Raw genomic sequence first — 20293 nt, 5'->3', positions numbered from 1 at the left:
CATGAATCTATCTTAGAGTTCTTAAAGAATTAGAACACAAATTGAATCACTAAGATGGAAAACATTAATGAAGAAATTGTTGAAGATTATAAAGAAGCAATCTCTGAGGTACAAGAAGCTATAAGAAGTACTTTGGGTGAAAAGAATGCACAACATCCAGGCGTTGTTGGTACCATTTTTCAAGGAATCCAACTTAAACGAATTGCAAATCTTATGGAGATGAACCATTTAGATACTGGAGAGGAGTATGAAGAAGAAGTTTCTGAAGATAAAGAAGGAATGGGTTAATAAATAATTAGAAGATTGAACGTTAGAAATCACGTCAAAAAGCTAGTACAAAGTACTGGCTTTTTTTTAATCTGGAATAGCTATGTTTAAAACCTTTCTTCTTTTAGGTCCCTTAACTTAGTAGTAGCAATAACATCTTGGAACTGAGTTAATTGATCTTCTAGTGTAACAAGGGACATTTCTTTTATAGAATAATCAGGGGTTATCTCATTATTTTGTTGGAGAATAGAGAATTGATCAGAAAATATATTGTGTTCTATATGTTCTGATAACTTGACAATATTTTCAATTGGAAATCTATTAGTATTTTTTTCATTTTTAATAAATGTAGCAATACTTAATGACATGGCTTGTAACTTATTATTGATGTTTTCAAGTTGACTCTTTTTACAGTTTTCAAAATAATCATCTTGAATAGCTGAAGTCCATTTATTGATGATAACTGAAAAGGAATTAATATCTTCTTTTGAGAGAATTAAACTTATTTTTTTATTGAATTGATACCATTTTAATTTGGTATTCGAATACTTAACTAGTAAAGAAGTACTTTTTATGAATCTTTGCACTTTGTTAAGATATACCTTTTCAGGACGACTAGCACTCATAAGATAAGAAGTGATCAGAACCCATGATAACATTCCTACAATAAATAAACTTTGATTAACAATAGCTTCAAAATTATAACTTTGAACATTAGTAATATCTAATACCATTACACAAAATGCAGAGGCCAAATATGATGATGAAGGCATATTATAGTATGCAATTACCAAAATGATGAACAAAACAGGACCTAATGTATAGTAACTAGAAAGGTTAGGAAGTATAGATACATAGATAATCATAGAGTATAAACACATCATTGCAAAGTTTTTACGAATCAGTCTTAGATTTATTTGAGGCTTGCTTCCAACTAAAAATGAGATGGCTCCTGCCTCCATATACCACATTTTTCCACCAGGAGGATTGATAAGTAACCAAATAAAATAACTACTTACAATTGTAAAAAAACTAAAGAATGCCCCTAGTAGATATTGACGATTTAATTTGATATTTAATGATTTAGGAAGCGTATACTTTATGGAGAAAGACTTCATAGATTTATCTCCAATACCAGTTGAAATTTGGAATTGTATGTCTTCTAATATCTTATATATTTTATGTAACTGCTCTAATAATATATCATTGTTTTTTGAAAAACTCTTACCGATTAAGGTATTGTTTTTTTGATGATTATTTTCAGATATTTGTTTTAGTAATAATAAGGATTGTTGGAATAATAATTCATGTTCTTCATTTTTTTGAATATTTGATTGAGAAATAATAATATTTAACTGTACATATTCTTGTAATAAAGCTTTTGATTGAGCTATAAGTATTTTCCAATATTTAATTTCTTTTCTATTGTAAGCAGAAAAAAAGAGAACATTTAGAATTGACAAACATTCTTCTTGTAACGTAATTATTTGATTATAGGAATTTAATTGTTCTTTTTTAGGTAATTGATGAAAAATATCTACATATAATTTTTCTGATAGCTTAAATAATTTTTCTGAAGTTTTTTTTATGTCTCTTTGATCTTTATTACGCCACATAAATAATGAAACAATAGTAAAAGACCCTACTCCTAAAAAGTTTTCAAGAATTCTATATATAGCATGTTCAAATACTTCTCCTGAATCTGCTGGTCCAACAGTGGAGATAACTAAACATGAGATTCCCATCGCAAACCATACATAATTATTTTCTTTGTCCGATGACATCATAAATGTTGCTATAAATCCCCATGAAGCAATTAGAAACATAAATAGAAATCTATTTTGAGAAGCAACTGATAGAATTATTAAACTTGCAATGCTTCCAATTATATTACCAAGAATTCTTAAGAAAGATTTTTTCAAAGATTGATCATTGTTTAGAGTAGGAAGTGCCACTATAATAGCACTGAAACCTGCCCATTTTGGTTCAAGCCAATTAAAGTTTAAAGCAAGGCCATAAGCAATAACGAATGCTGTAGCTACTTTTATTGCTTCTTTTAGTTTTTGATTATCCATGATTGAAATGAGAATAGATATACTAATTATTAGCACAAAAGTATTGAGATAAGAATTAATTGATTAGTAATATCCTAGGAGCATGTAGTAAATTCTTTATTTTAGTTTTTTTGAAAACAAGAAATAATTGACTCTATTAGGTTATTTTATTAATTTCTTTAAAGAAACAGAATAGATAAATGTTTGATATAAATATTAAAAGGGATCCTTCTAAATCATATTATGATTATATGATAGATTCATTTAATGGGATACCCGTAGATGAAAAAAGATTATTTTTCGATAATGATCGATTAAGAGGTACTTTATTTATTAATGAGTTCACTGATTTTAGAATTGTTGTTATGGATGTGCTTGCTAAGCAAGATTTTAAAGTCAAATTTGTAACAGATCAAGATTATGATTATTCGGTGATTTTTTACTCAGATAATATCAACTATAATAGATCTGATGGAAAGGTAATTAGTTTAAATACACCGTCAGGATTGGTAATATTGAAAGACTCAGACAACATTGAATATGAAAGGAAGAAAGGAGAACGGATTGTACGAGTTACGATGAATGTAAATAAAAACTTAATCTCTACTTATCTTAACGGTGTTTTGAATAAAGTAAATGATTTTGTTTATCATAAAGGTGATGAACAATTATTATTTTGGAAGAATACATTCTTCAATAAAACACCACAAAACTTGACTGAAAAAGATCATGATAGATGGTATCTAATAAAATTAGAGGAATTGACTTTATTGACTAAAAATATCCTCAATAATATTACTGTTGAAGAAGATAATGATATCTATACTGATAATGAGTTTGAGGTCGCAAATACTATTCATCAAAAAATTATTGATAATATTCGTGAACGTCCTGTATTGCTTGATTTGGCAAAAGAACATGGGATAAATTCATCGAAAATAGGGGAAATTTTTAAACATTGTTTTGGACAAACAATTTATCAGTTTTATAAAATAACAAGAATACAAAAGGTGCATAATGAAATAATGAATACAAATAAGACAATTACTGACATTGCATATGAATTTGGATACACAGACCTTAATCATCTGTCTAAAGAATACAAAAATGAATTTGGTTTACGTCCAAGTCAAATTAGAAAAAAAGCTTGATATTGAGTGATTTTTAGCTCTCCAAGTTCGGCAGCTTCACAAGTTTTAGCAAGAAATACAAACGGTTGGTTAGAGTGGAAGGATAAAAATGGAAAAACTTTAGATGAATTGAAAAGGAAATAATTACTTCTCTTGGCAGTGCCTTTTATATTGGTATCTAGCTTCTGTGTAACCTTGTTGAGCTGATCTTTCCCAATAAATACAAGCTTTTGTACTATTCTGCATTGAGAGGTTATAATGCCAACCTAGATAGTAATTTGATAAAGCTTTGTATTCGGGATAGTTTAAACTTTCCATTAAGAATTGATGTGAAAGTTCAAATTGACGGTTATTTTGATAGGCAATTCCTAATAGGAGAGAGGCTTCAGGAAAATGTATACTTTTTCTGTCTATTTTAGATAAAGCATCAATTGCAGCAACATAATCTAATAACCTATCATTGTATGTTTTTCCCATCCATAGATAACTTTCTTCTAATGCTAATCCTTTATCCAGTACTTTTGTAAGTGATCGAATTGCTTCTTTGCCTTGTTTATTTTGATAATAAGCTTTACCCATTGATAGATATAAATCTACAACTAAATTTTCTCTATCAAAATCTATTTCTTTTTCAGTTTCAACCAAATAAGAAAGAGCTCTTTTAGGACGGTTTTGAGTAATCTCAATACCTGCTTTAATTAATTGAGCCTCCGTAAATGCCTCATAATCGATCAGTTCAATGATATTTCGATGAACTTCTCTTATTTTTTTTTCTTGAAGATTTGTTTTGGCTGTAACGTAAAGTTCAGCCGCCAGTTTACTCTGGCGTTGGACGAAAAAAGAGATGACACCTATCATAGCTGCAACATAACCTGCCACTAAGAAAGGCATTACTTTTTTTCTTTTACTTAAAACTTTTTTCTCTTCCTTGATTTCTTCTTGTTTTTGAGCTTGATAATTAGCTCTTCTTTTCAAGTCCTCAGTTGTTGGAGTTCTTTTGGGTTTGGGTGAAGTTGTTTCGTTTGTTGTAGTAAAGAAGGTCAAACCATGATCATAACGAAACCTTTTATCATCATCAAATAAGGTTTCATAAGCTTCATTGATCATTTTGAATTTTTCTTCATCAGCCGGATTTTGACAAACATCTGGGTGATATATTTTTGCTAATTGTAGATAAGCTTTTTTGATTTCCTTTTTATCAGCTGTCTTATCAATACCTAGCAATTCATAATAATTACTCATAGAATGTATAATTTCTTGTGCGTCACACTTCTCAAGAAAAGTAGAAAGTGAAATTGTTAGTTAGCACGTAATTTTAAAAAGTGAAAATAGAATATTAAAAGCAAAGACAGATGAATTTTAAAGAAAATTAGGATCACCTCAAAAATTACAAGATTAATTCACATCTAAACCTATGTATTTCAGGTGATCCTAAAGTATTTTATTTTAAAAGAAAATTAAAATCATCCTCAGGAGTTAGTTCATAAGGCTTTTTATTTTTCTCGAAAATTCTTGCAGATAAGGGTCCTTCTAGACGGATATAATCGTTCTCAACTCTAAGCCAAGAACCTTCACGAAGACCGACTACAGTTTGATCATTATAGGTGTGAAACTCTTTGATTCTAGTTTCTCTTGTTTCACCCATATGTTTGGATGTAGGATCAGGATCTAGATAATGAGGGTTTAGATTAAAGGGTAATAAACCTAGTGCGTCCAATGTTACTGGATGTGCAATCGGCATATCATTGGTAGTATTAATGGTTAGTCCTGTAATATTAGAACCAGCACTTGTACCCATGTATTTCATACCTTCACTTACTCTAGTTTTTATGGTTTCAATTAAACCTAATTTTTGTAATTGATCCAAAAGAACAAAAGTATTGCCTCCACCAGTAAATACTCCTGAAGCTACTGCTAAGGCTGACTTAGGATCTTCAAATTCATGAAGTCCTCTCATCTTAAAGCCAAGTTGGTTAAACTTTTGAGCCGCAATTTCTGTATATTCATCATGAGAAATTCCTCCTGGCCTTGCATAAGGTATGAAAATTACTTCAGTACAACCTTGGAAGAAATCTTTAATTGTATTTTCACAATACGATAGGTAAGGTTTGCCATGTACAGTTGAAGTACTGACAATCAGTAAATCTCTTTTGTTCATTTAATAGGCTTAATTTAGGGATATGAATTTATTTAACAGATACTTTGAAATATCTTTTCAACCAAGAATTTTCAGCGTCAACGATCCAACGTTGTCTGAAATCTCCTAAAGTTTGAATAGTATTGTCAAAGATTTTTGTTGTAGGCGTAAGTGTACCTTCGTTCACTCTACTTTTTGCTTCAGACAGTTTGAAAATCTCAACAGCATTGTTTTCATTAATAAATGCAATTGATGTTCTGTCAAACATATTTACGTTGAAGGCTGTTTCAATATTCTTAATAATGCCAACAGATTTATCTATTGAGCATCCAGAAGCTGCATGTGCACCTTCATCTACACTGACAATGATAAATTGATTTTTTTCGATAGTGAAACTAGCACTTAAATCACTGCCATGAGCATTCCATGAAGCAACAAATTGTTCTAAAGCAGTGTTTATTTGAGAAAGTTCTTCAGCATTAAATGCTCTATTGGATTGGTAAATCCAAATACGAGAAGAATCTGGAAGTGAATCTATATTATTATACATGGTATTATTTTTTTTGCAATATACATTCTTTCTCTGTGTTATTGAAATTGCAATATTTTAATAAAAATAAAAAAGAGGACCTTTAATGAAGATCCTCTTGAATATATTCAAAATATTATAAGCCTTTTGACTTTGCTACAAGTTCAGCTAAATCCATTACTTGTACTTCTTTTTCTTTTTCCTTGTTCTTGATACCATCATTAATCATAGTCATACAGAAAGGACATCCAGCTGCTACAACTTCTGCTCCTGTAGCTAATGCTTCTTCTGTTCTTTCAATATTAATGTCTTTATTTCCTTTTTCAGGTTCCTTAAACATTTGAGCTCCTCCAGCACCACAGCAAAGACCATTTTTCTTGCAACGTTTCATTTCAACAAGATCAGCATCTAATGCTTCAATGACCGTTCTTGGTGCTTTATAGACATCATTGGCACGTCCTAAGTAACATGAATCGTGGAAAGTGATTTTTTTACCTTTAAAGGCTTCACCACCATCAACTGATAAACGTCCATCATTAATTAGACCTTGCAAATATTCTGAGTGATGCACCACATCATAATTTCCTCCTAGAGCAGGATATTCATTTTTGATCGTATTAAAACAATGTGGACAAGCTGTGACTATTTTTTTGATCTCATATGCATTTAATACTTCAATGTTCTGCATTGCTTGCATCTGGAATAAAAATTCATTGCCAGCTCTTCTTGCAGGATCTCCAGTACAACTTTCTTCTTGCCCAAGTACGGCAAAATTTACATCGATCTCATTTAATATTTTTACAAATGCAGTAATTACTCTTTTATATCTATCGTCATAAGAACCTGCACAACCTACCCAAAACAATACTTCTGGATGTTTGCCTTGCTCGACCATTTCGGCCATTGTAGGTACTTTTAGAAAATTTGTGTTATTATTTGCTGTCATTTTTATGTCTATTTTCTTGGTTGAATTCGATTGATTTAGGCTTTGATATCTTCGCCTTCGTCTTTACTTACTTCTTGAGAGCGTAATTCTTCACCCCATTTGAAACGGTCACTTGCAGCAAATGCCCAAGGAGCAGCATTGTTTTCAATGTTTTGGAAAACCATATTCCATTCTTGAGGAGTTCCAGATTCTTCCATCGCTACATATCTTCTCATTTCTAGAATGATACCTAGTGGATCAATATTAATAGGACAAGCTTCAGCACATGCATTACATGAGGTACAAGCCATTAATTCCTCTTTAGAAATGAAATCACCGTATAACATTTTACCGTCATCTTGGAATGTTCCTCCATTTGCATCTCTGTTTTTACCAATTTCTTCAGCTCGATCACGTACATCCATCATTACCTTACGAGGGGATAACTTCTTTCCTGTAATGTTAGCAGGACATTGAGAAGTACAGCGACCACATTCTGTACAAGAATATGCATTTAATACATTTCTCCAAGTAAGGTCTTGCACATCTTTAGCACCAAAAGTAGGCATTTCGTCTGCGTCACCTTGATCAGCGTTTTCAACAGGTATACCCATCATGATTTTAACCTCATTGGTCACTGACTCCATATTTTCCATCTGACCTTTAGGTTGGAGTTTCGCAAAATAGGTATTTGGGAATGCTAAGAAAATATGTAAATGTTTTGAATAGGTAATGTATACAGAGAAAGCAAATATACCTACTATATGTACCCACCATGCAGTTCTTTCTAAAGCAACTAATGCAGTTGTTGATAATCCTGAGAATAGTGGCACAAACAATTGACTTATCGCAAATGTTCCTATAACAGGGTAATGATCAGCACCTTGAGTTTGTAAAACAGCATCTGTAGCGTTCATTGTGAAAAGCATCGTCATTAAGATGATCTCAGCGTATAAAATGATGTTCGCATCTCTGTAGGGCCAACCTTTCATTTCCGCCATGTGAAAACGAGGAATTCTTAATGCATTCCTTCTAATCAAGAATATGAAACAAGACACTGTAACTGCTAATGCCATTACCTCGAAGAAGCTTCCTAAGAATTTGTATAAACCTAAAGGTAGAACTCCTGAAAATATCCTATGTTGTCCTGTTAATCCATCAAGGACAATTTCTAATACTTCAATGTTGATTAATAAAAAACCGGCATAAACTGCAAAGTGCATTAGACCAACCACAGGGCGATCAAACATTTTTTGTTGACCAAACGCAAGACGTAGCATATTTCCTAACCTCTTCTGTTTATCCCCCTTGATTTCAACATCTTTTCCGATGAAGATGTTTTTGTAAATAAATCTAGCTCTCTTGGTTACCAAATAACCTGTTAAACCGATTGCGGCTACAAAAAGTAGTTGTTGCACAATCTGAATCATAATGTTTAAAAAGTTTCTGTGTGTTTATTGTATTTATCATATAACTCGCAAAACATTAATTTGTTATGCATGCAGAGTATTTATTGCTAATAAAGTACTTTAAATGCGTATTTACAAATGTTTGAAAGCAAATTATCTAGATAAATATAAGTCAGAAACTGAGATTTATTTTGATTTTTAGGAGAATAACGTCAAAAGAACACTTATTAAGAATGATTCTAAATATGAATATTCATTCATTTATTGTGTTTCTCAACTAAAAACGATAACCTAATTGAATCATAAATCCTCCTCTGAAGTTTCCAAAGTTTTCATGATCAAGGGCTGTATTAATATTATAAGCACTATGTATGAGCCATCTACTGTAAGGAAATCGGTAACCTATCCCTAGGGCAGTTCCTAAAATAGGTGCATGATGTTTTTTATCAGGATAATTAGTTTCTAAGCTTTCTAATATTTCTTTGTTATGAATAGAAGACATGCCTACTAACACATCCATATCGAAGAACAATTTTTTCTGTGTTCTCAATGTTAAGCCCATCTTAGTATTTGCTATTCCTTGCATGTTGGAGTAGGATACTTTTCCTCCAATAACAAATCGACCACCTTTAAAATATTTAAAATCTCTTCCGTATTGTAAATTTAGACCATATGTATTGTCGTCATCTATGACAAAATCAGAGCCTGTTGAAATAAAGCCCACATAGATTTGATTACGAGTATCTGTAAGGATTTGAGCTTCTGCTTCTTTTGTAAAGCTTAAAATAACTGAAATAGTTACTAAAAAATAGAGAAATTTAAACATAAAATTCAATTAGGCTTAGAAGATAATATTAGGTTTTTTTCATTAACAATATCTAATCTAAACGATTCGCTTGTAAAAAGTGAAAATTTATTTAACTAGAAGAGAGTATTTTAACTTCATTTATATAAAATTATAGTCTTTAAGTGAATTTTAAGAAAAACAGTTTGTCACACACTGTTACTTAATTTTTTGTTAGTGTTTTTTTCCTTTTGATGAATATAAAAAGATGTATCTTGCCTTAACTAAATTATAAAATGCTTTAATAAACATGAAACAGTACTTGTCCCTTCTAATTTTTTCATTTTTTACAATATTTACTTGTTTTGGACAAGCTAAAAAGTGGGAGATTATTACTCCTAAAGACTATCAAAATAAAAAAATCAGATATACTGACTTTGTATATGATCCTAATATCAGAACTGTACAATTGTATACAAGAGGAGGTACTAGAAATATACCACAGCTTAATACACCTATAGTAAGAATAGATCAGCAGTTTCCAATATTTTTAGAATTCGATGCCTTTGGAGATGATGCTCCTTATTTTGAAGCTGAAATAGTTCATTGTAATCGAGATTGGACACCTTCAGAATTACAACCTATTGAATTTATGAAAGATTACAATTCATTCAAGTTGAATGATTTTGATTTCTCAATAAATACGAGTGTGCCATTCGTACATTTTACTTTCCAACTTCCAAAAGTGATGATGTCTGGTAATTATATAATTAAGGTATATCATGAAGGAAATAAAGAGGATTTGGTCATTACAAAAAGGTTTATGGTATATGAGAAGAATGCTGTCGTTGCTTCCAAAATGGTTGATGCCAGAGGAAATGATAGGAGGTATAAACAACAAATTGATTTTACTGTAAATTATAAAAACTTGACAGTTGTGAACCCAACAAGAGATTTTTCAGTGACAATTTTACAGAATTCAAGATGGGATAACGCAATTACGAATTTGAAACCTCGCTTTATTAAAGGTCCTGAACATGTACTCGATTATAGTTATTATGATGGTGAAAATTCATTTATGGGTAGTAATGAATTTAGAGTATTTGAAATCAGTAGTGTTAATAATAGTGGCGTGAGCGTTTCTTCTACTGATTTAATGAAGAATTTTAGAAAGATAAAGCTCAGAACAGATTTAGTAAGAAATGGGAAAGCTTTTAATCAGCAACAGAGAGATTATAATGGAGGTTATGTGATCAATGCATTTGGTAAACAAGAGTATTGGTTGGAGTCTGATTATATGGAAGTATTCTTCTTATTGAAAACAGATAAACAATATGTAGGTGATATATATGCTTATGGAGGATTTTCTCAATGGCAATTGAATCAAGAAAATAAATTAGTTTATGATGAACGCATGAAAGCTTATGTTGGATCTGCTATAGTGAAGCAAGGAAGGTATGATTATATGTATACTCTTGTTAATACATCTAAAATGACAAGGGATGATATTATACTAGAAGGTAGTTTTAACCTAACGAAGAACCAATATGATATTCTTGTATACTATCGTGGACCTGGAGATAGAGCTGATAGAATAGTTGGTCATAGGGCTATTTTTGCTAATCGATAAAAAAATATCAACTTTTTTGAAGATATAAATACTTGAAAAATAATGCGTTTACATTGGTTAGCATAAAAAAGTTATACAGATACTTGCGTAGTTAAGAAAATACCTACACCTTTGCACCGCATTAAACAAAAACAGTCCTCTTGAGAGTCACTTCGGGATGTAGCACAGTCCGGTTAGTGTACCTGGTTTGGGACCAGGGGGTCGCAGGTTCGAATCCTGCCATCCCGACTTTTGAATTACTTTCAAAGGTATGGTCCGATAGCTCAACTGGATAGAGCAACTGCCTTCTAAGCAGTAGGTTCCAGGTTCGAGTCCTGGTCGGATCACTGTTTTTATTTAATGTTTCTTTTAAAGAAACTTATCGGGATGTAGCACAGTCCGGTTAGTGTACCTGGTTTGGGACCAGGGGGTCGCAGGTTCGAATCCTGCCATCCCGACGATAAAAAACTTTAAAAGGATGGTCCGATAGCTCAACTGGATAGAGCAACTGCCTTCTAAGCAGTAGGTTCCAGGTTCGAGTCCTGGTCGGATCACAATTGAAATACCATTCCTTCTTAGGAATTCTTCGGGATGTAGCACAGTCCGGTTAGTGTACCTGGTTTGGGACCAGGGGGTCGCAGGTTCGAATCCTGCCATCCCGACTAGAAGAACTTTTAAGGATGGTCCGATAGCTCAACTGGATAGAGCAACTGCCTTCTAAGCAGTAGGTTCCAGGTTCGAGTCCTGGTCGGATCACTTGTGATTCGATAAGCCGATAACAGCAATGTTATCGGCTTTTTTATGCTCAAAAAAATCTTTGTTCTTAGAATAATTAAATTTTTTCAACTCAATTAACATAAAACCTGCTTTCAAAGTAAATATATAGTAACAACTCTTATTCTATAAAAAATAGAAGAGTTAGACTTTTTAAATCAATATAAATGAATCAAGATAGTTGTAATACATATATTTTAAATATAATTATGCTATTTATTGTTTATTTAAGAGATGTTCAACATTTTTACAGCATCATGCAAAAATGATCTTTACACAATTTTTTTAATTAATCGACTATATCTTTTATTATGAAAAAGATTTTTTTACTACTTATCATCGCCTTTTCTTCTTTATTATCGACGCAAGCACAAGATAAATACCTCACAATTGGTATTGGTGGAGGAGCAGCAATAACCACTTTAACTGAACCAACTAAAGTTTATGACGGTATTGGGGGAGATTTCTTTGTAAATTTTTACTATAATATTTCCCCAAAATTCTCAATGGGAGCAGAGTTTGGTGCAGGTGCAGTATTTTTTGAAGACCCTAATGCATATAGTTATGAATCAGAAACTGCATCGGGTTTTAGCAATTTAAGTTTTAGATTGAAATATCACTTTGGAAAAAGTAAAGTGAGACCACATATTGGTTTTGGTACTGGTATTTATAGTGTCACTTCTCCAGATTTCACGTCTGAGGTTAATTATGGTTTAATACCTGTGGGTACAGGAATAGGATTTTCTCCTGAATTTGGTATGAATTTCGGTTTTTTCCAGTTAGCTGCTGTATACCATTATGTACCAACATTAATATCCGATACCTATACATATGATTCAGAATACTCAAATATAGAAGTGAGAATGGTTTTCAATATTAACTTCATCAACAGATAGAGCTTTCAGAATAATCTATATCTTCTATTGATATATGTGTAAAGAGGTGTTTCAATTAAAAATGATCCACCTCTTTTTATTTGTCTAAATTACACTTACTTAAGAAGTGTTTGTCTTTTTTTAATAAAATTAAGATTTTTAATATAATTTAAATAATATTATGTGTTACTATTCTAAGTATTTCTGTAACTATAAGTATTTTGTTTTGATTTTTTAAATCGAAAAAAACAACTTTGAACCGTTGGAAAAATAAAACTATTTTATAAAAAACTATTGTATAAACTACAAAGCAACTTTAATTTAACATTACAATGAAAAAGTTATTTTTATTATTCTTTTTAGCATTCGCTTCGGTTCTATCAACACAAGCTCAAGATAAGAAATTCACTATTGGTCTTGGTGGAGGTGTTTCTATGATGAGCCAAAAAGCAACATTAGGTGGCGAAGAAGCTAAAGCTAATGGTACTGGTTTCACATTTTTAGGAAATTTCTATTACAACATAAATCCAAAGATTTCAGTTGGTCTTGAAATTGCTTCAGCAGCAGCAATTTTAGAAGGTGACAGTGGTTCTGATGTAGATGCAACTGCAATTGGAAACTACTCATTAAGAGGTAAATATCACTTTGGAGAAAGTAAAGTTAGACCTCATGTAGGTTTAGGTATTGGTATGTATAACGTCGTTCCAGGTTCTGCAGGTTTTGATTCTAAAACTGCATTTGGTGTTTCTCCTGAAGTTGGCTTAAACTTAGGGTTCTTCCAAATTTCTGGTATTTATCATATCATGTCAAATGTTAATTATGATATCTTAGGTGAAGAAGAATTAAAATTAGGTTCTTCAAACTTTGAGTTAAGAGCAATCTTTAACATCAACTTCGCAAGTAGATAACATTTACTTCTTCCAACAGAGAGAGGATGAATTTTCGAATTCATCCTTTTTTTATGCCATTTTTTTGTCATACTTTATTTATTGCTTGTCATAGTATATGATATCAATCTATTACTAGCAAACTATTTTTTTATGAAAAAGTATTTATCTTTCTTTTAATCCTTTCAGTATGTAATATTAAACTTCTTGCACAAGAACGAACTTTTAAAGTTGGTTTTGGGACACCATTCAATTACATAAATTTAGATGTGAATGACGCATTAATATATGGAGGAGGTATGGGAATGTTTATTTAATATTGAAGCAGATGTTAAAAGTGATATTTCGTTAGCTGCCGATTTTAATACTAGTTGGATTCGTCAAAATATTAAATACAAAGTATATCGGGGTGAAACGAGGTATGCAAGTTTCAATTCCATTAATATCATTGGTCGAAAGAAATTTGAGTATGGAATAATTAAACCATTTGTCGGGTTAGGTTTGGGGTATTACCATATTAATATGGGAGATTATGGAGTCGAAGAACATGGTATACGAATCTCAAATGATAATCACCTTGAAATGATAGGTTTTACTTCAGAAGCAGGATTAGATGTTGATTTCTTTAGATTAGCTATTGCTTGGCGTTTGTCTCCAAATTGGACAATCAATGAAACAGATGAACTTTATATTAATGCTGTTGAGTTACGTTTAAGTTTCAATTTTAATTCTTTACGTTACTAAAAAAAGAGCGTTTGGTACTTTATACCAAACGCCCTTTTTTATTCTTCAATTCTTACTCCTTTTTCAGGATGCTTACCAACATATTGACTCATGAACTTTTTAATCTTAAAAGTATCATCTTCAATGTTACCAGAAGGATCTAATCTATTTCCAAGTACAACTTTTTTTGTTTTAAAACAAAAGCCAACCATGTAAATTGGAACCTGTGCACCTGAAGCGATTCTATAAAAGCCGGATTTCCAATTAGGATTGTAAGATCTAGTTCCTTCTGGAGTCACCGCCATGATAAGTTCATCATGTGTATTAAAAGCTTCAATCACTTGATCAACTAATCGTGTGTTTTTTGTTCTTACAACAGGGATAGCACCTAAAGATTTTAAAAACCATCCTAAAGGACCTATGCAAAGTGAACTTTTAATAAAAAACTTAGACTTGACGCCTAGTATTTCTCGTGCAGGTATGCCTACTAAAAAATCCCAAAAACTAGTATGGGGGCCAACTACTACAACCGCTTTTTTTATTCCTTCTGGTAATCTTCCTTCTACTTTCCATCCTGAAAGTTTGAAGAGCCAAACCCAAAGTGTTTTCATATTATTAACATTAGATTAGTGCTAATATATCTCCAAATAATGATAAATACATCATTTGGTAGTTTTTATGTTCAATTAATTGTGAATTAATTCTTTGTTGTTACCTTCTAAATGTCAAAAAAACATAAACTTCTCGTTGCGTAATGGTAACATTTGATCTCGTATTTTGTGGTAAACAAACGCTAAAATAATGAAGAATTTAGTTCAACTAATCATTACAATACTTTTTTTCTATTTAAATACAACTACTACTGTAAATGCACAATTAAATCAACTAAAAGGACAAGGAAGTGATACTATGTTGCCAGTTATTAAAGCTTTAGCGAATACATATGGAAACGCTGCGTCTATCAATGTTGAAGGAGGAGGGAGTACAACAGGCTTTATTGGCTTATCAAACTACGCGATTCATTTTGCATTATCTTCACGAAAAGTAAACACCAATGAAAGAGAGGAAATAGAAGCTAAATATGATTTACTAAAAGAAGAAATAATTGCCTTTGATGCTTTGTCAATTATTATAAATCCAGAGAATGACATTAGTAAACTTTCCTTAGACAACCTTTCAAAAATATTTAAAGGAGAAATAACGAATTGGAAAACTTTAGGAGGAAAAGATATACCTATTGTTGTCATAACTAGAGATATTAATTCTGGTAGTTATGGTTTTTTTAAATCTCAAGTACTGAAGAATAATGATATTTCAAATTATAGCATAATTGCAGGTTCTAATTCAGAGGTCGTACAGAAAGTTAGCCAACAAGAAGGGGCAATTGGTTATTGCGGTATAGCTTATATTGATGAAATTGTACAGCCAGTTTCAATTAGTAAAAATAATATTGATTTTATATATCCCTCATTTAGAAATGCTTTATTAAAAATTTATCCACTTTCTCGACCACTCTATCTTTATTATAGAAATTCTGAAAGAGATACCGTTCAACATTTTGTAAAGTTTGCACTTTCAGAGAAAGGACAGCAAATTATTGCTCATAAAGGTTATATACCAGCCTTTTAAATTATCTAACTATGAAAATCAAAAATCAAAAAAGACAAGCTAAAAGTATTAAGACACGATTGATATGGTCCTTTACAGCTAATTTAATCATTATTAGTATCGTATTCTTTGTCTATGCATATATAAATAACACAACAATTAAAGCTGAGGATGTTGTATCTAATTTAAATAAAGTGTCGGATAGAGTTCAAACTCTAAAAGCCAATCAGCAAGCCTTTCTACTTACAGAGACCATAAATCCAACTTTTTATGAAACAGGAAAAAATAATTATATAGAAGAAAGTAAGACAATAATAAGCGAGATAGAAGATCAGTTAGATGCTTTTTATGTTGAACGCTTTACAAGTCAATCTACTATTAATTTAAAATTAAGGTCATTAGAAAAGTCTATTCAAGTTTATCAATTAACATTAGATTCACTCGTAGAAGTGCAGTTAAATCGAGGCTTTAAAAGTTTTGGGGTGGAAGGCGATATGCGTCGTTCAGTATATAGTGTTATGAATTCAGGGTATAATTTAGATCAAGTGAAAATTTTATCTCTTAGAAGACATGAAAAAGATTATATGCTAAGAAAAGATAGTGCCTATGTAAGTAAGCTTTCAAATGTTTTAAAACAATTAAAATTAGATATTGATAGAACGGTTGCTGATAAATATGGGAAAGTTTATTTAAAAGGTGCTTTGGATAATTATGAAAGTTACTTTACAGAATTAGTAAAATTAGATAGGCAGTTAGGTCATTTTGGTAATTTAGGATTAAAAGACAATCTAAATAATACAATCAACAAGATTGAAAATGATATTAATAATGTTACTTCTTTGGTAAAAAAGTCAGAAAGATTTTGGCAGAATGTTAATCTAATCATAGTCATTATTTCAGCTTTTATCATTCTTTTTGTAAATGGAATTCTGCTATTTTATTTATTAAATCGTTTAGGGAAACCAATAAATGAGTTATCAAGATCTATTCATAAAATTGTCGAAGATAATTTTAAGGGGAAGATCTATACCATTAAAACAAAAGACGAGATTGGTACTTTATCACAAGACTTTAACTATGTTTTAGAGAATATTAATGAAAGAAAAAATGAGATTTTAAAACAGAAAGAGGAGTTAGCAACCACCTATGAAAAGATTGATACAATTCGAAAAATTGGAAATAAGTTAAGTAATCATACATCGGTAGGAGATATTATCTTAGAGTTTAATGTAGCTCTTAATAACATCTTAGATTTTTCTCTTTTTATGGTGGGTATTGTCAATGAAGATCATCTTTCTTACAAAGGTTATGACAAAGAAGGAAAGTATTATGAATTTGACCGATTATTAGCAGAAAATACGCACCTTGGCGTGACTTGTTATAGAATTCAGGAACCTATTATTTCATTAGATTTTTTGGGAGAAAAAGAAAGTCCTTATAAGCATCTTTTACCGGTGATTACTCATCGAAAACCGGCTTCTATTATTTATTTGCCGTTAACTTCTTCACTAGGTAAAATAGGTGTATTGGCTATTCATAATGAGAAAAAGGAGGCGTTTACTGAAGTGCAAATTAATATGTTAGGTAGTGTTGTGACTTATGCGGTAAGTGCTTTACAAACTGCCATGAACTTTGAGGATATGGAAGCACAGGTTCTAAGAAAAACCCAACAGATTAATAATCATAGGGAAGAATTAATGAATAGTAATTTGTTGTTGCAAGGTACACTAGAGGAACTTGAAAAGAAGAACTCACAGCAGACAAGTAGTATTCAATATGCTAAAAGGATACAACAAGCTTTATTACCTAATATATCAACAATACGATCTCAATTTAAAGATGCTTTTATATTTTATCGTCCAAAGGATATCGTTAGTGGAGATTTTTATTGGTTTGAAAAAAAAGGAGATTACACTTTTTTAGTTGTTGCAGATTGTACAGGGCACGGTGTTCCAGGAGCATTTATGTCAATCCTTGGTCGAGAAATTCTATCAAATATCATTCAATCAAATAATGAGACATCGCCTGCAAAGGTATTGGATGAATTAAATAGGAGAATAAGGATGGTTTTACAACAGGAGAGTAGAAATAATAAAGATGGGATGGATATTGGTATATGTGTGATAAATAGTAAAAAACAAGAATTAAAATTTGCGGGGGCACATCATCCTTTATATGTAGTTCAAACAAATAGTATTGGTATTAGGGAAATTGCTGTAATTCAAGGTGAAAAACAATCTATTGGAGGACATATTTTAAAGAAAAAGAAGTATGAGCCATTTCAAGATCATAGTATAAAATTAAATGATCCAAATGCACAAATTGAAAGTGTTTATATGTGCACAGATGGTTATCAAGATCAATTTGGAGGTGATAAAGGGAGGAAGTTTTTAAAGAAAAACTTGAGAGATTTATTTTTTAATGTATCTAATAAACCAATGTTTGAGCAAAAGTCAATTATTGCGATGACTATCAATGAATGGATGCAAGGGAATGAAAAACAGACAGATGATATTTTGGTAATTGGATTTCAAATTGAAGCTATTTTGAAAATAGATCAGGAGGAAAAAGAGGCTTTAATAGAAGAGATCTCTTATATATAGAAAAAGGTTGCTGTTAGAGAAACAGCAACCCTTTTTGACTATTTTTTACGTTTAAATATTACTTTTTAATTAACTCTACGCCTTTTTCATTAGAGAAAGTTCCTTTATAGCTCATCCACATATCAACTGTATTGAATTGATTTGTGTTGCCTGTTTCATTTCTTTGTCTATCAACCGCTTCTTGATAATTAGTTGTATTTGAAGACATTTCATTTGAAGGATATTCAAATCTTCTTGATCTAACAAATGATGTTGATCCTGGAGAATGGAAATTCACAGATTTAGTGCCAATAGGAAGCGGTAAATCTTCGCCGTCAATGTAAAGTTGACGGATATCTTCTGTGTAAACAGGGATATCGATGAACTCATAATCTGCTTGCTTAAGAACTGGGTCTACAAATGAAGGTAGGTGAGTTCTGTTCCATAATGCAAATGTTGCGATACCATTTCCGATTTGAGAAACCCAAGATTGGTAAATGATGTTATCTAGTTTGTTGCTAGAAGAACTATAATCTAACATTGCTTGGTTAAGGTATTCTTCCATGCCGTTTTCATAGCTGTAGCTTTTGTCATCAATTGTCGTTTTGTAAACTTCAATAGCAGTTTCAGCATATTCTTGACCAGGATAGAAAACTTGGTACTTTTTGATGGCATCTCTAATACCAGCTTCATAATGAGATGAAGAATTACCAGGGATTAGATTTTTTTCAATTGCTTCTGCAATCATAAAATGAACTTCATCAGAACCCATGATTAGGGTAGGAGATAATGGATTTAAGATAGTCTCATTGTTTAATGATGCTAAAGTAAATTTAGTTCCTCCTTCATTTAATAAAACGCCTCCTGGATATGTTACATAATTTCCCTCTCCATCTTTTTTGCCATGGTAATCAGAAATAATAGTGTGAGCATCAGAAGGATTACCTGATTCACTTATTGCAAACAAAGCAATTTGTCCATCTTGGTCCCCCATTCTTGTTCCTCTTAATGAAACAGGCTTAACTGCTTCACCCCATTCTTCTGCCATTTCAAAAGGATTGAAATTTTCTTTAGGGTAAATCATTTCAGAAGGAGCAACTGAAGCGTCAAGAACACCCGCAACGTAAAATAACCTTGGGTCTTTTCTTGATTGCATAGATTTTAATGCCGTTTCACTGATGTATCCATAACCATGACCACCTGCTTGTGATGTCATTGCAGCACCACTACCATTCATGTGGCCACCCCATGCACCACCGTTATTAGAGTGTTCTAATTTGGCAGTTTCTGTTAATGTTGAGATATAACCTGCACTGTGATTGTATGCTTCTTTGAAAATATCGCTTGCTTTACCAGGATCACTTTCTGACATAAAAAGAGCAATCTTCATTAGCATTGAATTGGCTAACTTTTTCCAAAGATTTTTGTCTCCTCTATAATAAAAGTCATCTTTGAAAGTCTCTCCATTGTCCAACATGTCACGGCCATCTTTAAGATCAGTGATCATATTGTTGAACATTTCTTCTTGAGTGTCATACTTAGGATATAAAATATGTTCAGTATAACCAAGACCTGCTTCAGAGTAAGGTGCATCTCCATAAAGTTGAGCAACCTTAAGCATGTCAATAACTTTTACAATTTTAACTTGCCCTAATTGTGCTGAATTTGGTTGAAGATTTTTTTCCAAATCAGTGACATTTTTTAGGACATCTTTATAGATATTGTTCCATGGAGCTTCTGTGTAAGCAACTCCAAAAGCTTCACCAACGGCATATAAATTACCTGTTGCCTGAGACATAGGTCCTGCCATAATTAGGTTTGTTCTATGACATTCGCCAGCATCAGTGTAAGGTTTATTTTGGATATGCGTGAATTGGAATTTAGAATCCATTTCATTTGAAGTCCAAGGATTATCATTCATTTCCTCAAATTTATTAGTACATGAGAACAATGAAGCAAATAAAACAGACCCTAGAATATATTTATGATATTTCATGATT

General features: G+C 31.6%; 18 protein-coding genes and 6 tRNA genes. 15 read left to right on the top strand and 9 right to left on the bottom strand.

Annotation, left to right across the window (positions count from 1 at the left end; all coding sequences use genetic code 11):
• Nucleotides 1-54: 54 nt before the first annotated feature.
• A complete protein-coding gene (locus ACXAHM_RS05340; protein WP_474959375.1) occupies nt 55-288 on the top strand; it encodes a hypothetical protein in 234 nt (77 codons plus the stop codon).
• An 86-nt stretch (nt 289-374) separates the two neighbouring features.
• On the opposite strand, the gene ACXAHM_RS05335 is transcribed toward ACXAHM_RS05340, so the two are convergent.
• Nucleotides 375-2342 carry an FUSC family protein gene (locus tag ACXAHM_RS05335; protein ID WP_474959374.1) on the bottom strand — a complete coding sequence of 656 codons (1968 nt, stop codon included), beginning with the start codon at nt 2340-2342 and terminating at the stop codon, nt 375-377.
• A gap of 230 nt (nt 2343-2572) precedes the next feature.
• Here ACXAHM_RS05335 and ACXAHM_RS05330 point away from each other — a divergent pair, with 230 nt between their 5' ends.
• Both ACXAHM_RS05330 and ACXAHM_RS05325 read left to right on the top strand, forming a co-directional pair.
• Complete coding sequence (locus ACXAHM_RS05330; RefSeq protein ID WP_474959373.1) at nt 2573-3472, top strand: helix-turn-helix domain-containing protein; 900 nt, start codon at nt 2573-2575, stop codon at nt 3470-3472.
• Nucleotides 3473-3478: 6 nt separating this feature from the next.
• Nucleotides 3479-3595, top strand: a complete 117-nt coding sequence (locus ACXAHM_RS05325; RefSeq protein ID WP_474959372.1) for a DUF4357 domain-containing protein — start codon at nt 3479-3481, stop codon at nt 3593-3595.
• On the opposite strand, the gene ACXAHM_RS05320 is transcribed toward ACXAHM_RS05325, so the two are convergent.
• The 6 genes from ACXAHM_RS05320 to ACXAHM_RS05295 all read right to left on the bottom strand — a co-directional run bounded on the left by ACXAHM_RS05320 (nt 3596) and on the right by ACXAHM_RS05295 (nt 9277).
• Nucleotides 3596-4693 (bottom strand): J domain-containing protein, encoded by a 1098-nt coding sequence (locus ACXAHM_RS05320; RefSeq protein ID WP_474959371.1) that lies wholly within the window; start codon nt 4691-4693, stop codon nt 3596-3598.
• A 199-nt stretch (nt 4694-4892) separates the two neighbouring features.
• On the bottom strand, nt 4893-5609 hold the full coding sequence (gene pepE, locus ACXAHM_RS05315; protein ID WP_474959370.1) for a dipeptidase PepE: 717 nt from the start codon (nt 5607-5609) through the stop codon (nt 4893-4895).
• 28 nt (nt 5610-5637) lie between these two features.
• Complete coding sequence (locus ACXAHM_RS05310; RefSeq protein ID WP_474959369.1) at nt 5638-6138, bottom strand: hypothetical protein; 501 nt, start codon at nt 6136-6138, stop codon at nt 5638-5640.
• A gap of 115 nt (nt 6139-6253) precedes the next feature.
• Nucleotides 6254-7063 carry a (Fe-S)-binding protein gene (locus ACXAHM_RS05305; protein WP_474959368.1) on the bottom strand — a complete coding sequence of 270 codons (810 nt, stop codon included), beginning with the start codon at nt 7061-7063 and terminating at the stop codon, nt 6254-6256.
• 35 nt (nt 7064-7098) lie between these two features.
• Complete coding sequence (locus tag ACXAHM_RS05300; protein WP_474959367.1) at nt 7099-8472, bottom strand: 4Fe-4S dicluster domain-containing protein; 1374 nt, start codon at nt 8470-8472, stop codon at nt 7099-7101.
• Nucleotides 8473-8728: 256 nt separating this feature from the next.
• Nucleotides 8729-9277, bottom strand: a complete 549-nt coding sequence (locus ACXAHM_RS05295; protein WP_474959366.1) for a hypothetical protein — start codon at nt 9275-9277, stop codon at nt 8729-8731.
• Nucleotides 9278-9545: 268 nt separating this feature from the next.
• Here ACXAHM_RS05295 and ACXAHM_RS05290 point away from each other — a divergent pair, with 268 nt between their 5' ends.
• From ACXAHM_RS05290 to ACXAHM_RS05245, 10 genes are all read left to right on the top strand, one after another.
• Nucleotides 9546-10865 (top strand): type IX secretion system plug protein, encoded by a 1320-nt coding sequence (locus ACXAHM_RS05290; protein ID WP_474959365.1) that lies wholly within the window; start codon nt 9546-9548, stop codon nt 10863-10865.
• A gap of 153 nt (nt 10866-11018) precedes the next feature.
• A tRNA-Pro gene (locus ACXAHM_RS05285) sits at nt 11019-11093 on the top strand.
• A gap of 24 nt (nt 11094-11117) precedes the next feature.
• A tRNA-Arg gene (locus ACXAHM_RS05280) sits at nt 11118-11191 on the top strand.
• A 36-nt stretch (nt 11192-11227) separates the two neighbouring features.
• Nucleotides 11228-11302: transfer RNA gene (locus tag ACXAHM_RS05275), tRNA-Pro, on the top strand.
• Between the two features lie 22 nt (nt 11303-11324).
• Nucleotides 11325-11398, top strand: a tRNA-Arg gene (locus ACXAHM_RS05270).
• 33 nt (nt 11399-11431) lie between these two features.
• Nucleotides 11432-11506: transfer RNA gene (locus ACXAHM_RS05265), tRNA-Pro, on the top strand.
• A gap of 20 nt (nt 11507-11526) precedes the next feature.
• Nucleotides 11527-11600 (top strand) — tRNA-Arg (locus ACXAHM_RS05260).
• A 329-nt stretch (nt 11601-11929) separates the two neighbouring features.
• A complete protein-coding gene (locus ACXAHM_RS05255) occupies nt 11930-12514 on the top strand; it encodes an outer membrane beta-barrel protein (protein ID WP_474959364.1) in 585 nt (194 codons plus the stop codon).
• 311 nt (nt 12515-12825) lie between these two features.
• Entirely contained in the window at nt 12826-13401 is a 576-nt protein-coding gene (locus ACXAHM_RS05250) for an outer membrane beta-barrel protein (RefSeq protein WP_474959363.1), read from the top strand.
• A gap of 267 nt (nt 13402-13668) precedes the next feature.
• Nucleotides 13669-14124 carry a hypothetical protein gene (locus tag ACXAHM_RS05245; RefSeq protein ID WP_474959362.1) on the top strand — a complete coding sequence of 152 codons (456 nt, stop codon included), beginning with the start codon at nt 13669-13671 and terminating at the stop codon, nt 14122-14124.
• Between the two features lie 38 nt (nt 14125-14162).
• Here the strand turns inward: ACXAHM_RS05245 and ACXAHM_RS05240 are convergent, their stop codons facing one another.
• On the bottom strand, nt 14163-14714 hold the full coding sequence (locus tag ACXAHM_RS05240; protein ID WP_474959361.1) for a 1-acyl-sn-glycerol-3-phosphate acyltransferase: 552 nt from the start codon (nt 14712-14714) through the stop codon (nt 14163-14165).
• Between the two features lie 190 nt (nt 14715-14904).
• On the opposite strand from ACXAHM_RS05240, the gene ACXAHM_RS05235 reads away from it, so the two are divergent.
• Together ACXAHM_RS05235 and ACXAHM_RS05230 are read left to right on the top strand one after the other, a co-directional pair.
• Nucleotides 14905-15732 carry a phosphate ABC transporter substrate-binding protein gene (locus ACXAHM_RS05235; RefSeq protein WP_474959360.1) on the top strand — a complete coding sequence of 276 codons (828 nt, stop codon included), beginning with the start codon at nt 14905-14907 and terminating at the stop codon, nt 15730-15732.
• Nucleotides 15733-15743: 11 nt separating this feature from the next.
• On the top strand, nt 15744-18314 hold the full coding sequence (locus ACXAHM_RS05230) for a SpoIIE family protein phosphatase (RefSeq protein ID WP_474959359.1): 2571 nt from the start codon (nt 15744-15746) through the stop codon (nt 18312-18314).
• Nucleotides 18315-18372: 58 nt separating this feature from the next.
• Here ACXAHM_RS05230 and ACXAHM_RS05225 read toward each other — a convergent pair whose 3' ends face one another.
• Nucleotides 18373-20289, bottom strand: coding sequence for a SusD/RagB family nutrient-binding outer membrane lipoprotein (locus ACXAHM_RS05225; RefSeq protein ID WP_474959358.1), 1917 nt, complete (start codon nt 20287-20289; stop codon nt 18373-18375).
• Nucleotides 20290-20293 lie beyond the last annotated feature (4 nt).

The organism is Flammeovirga sp. AWQ4_249, assembly GCF_056161045.1.
This window is presented reverse-complemented; position numbering and strand designations above follow the sequence as displayed.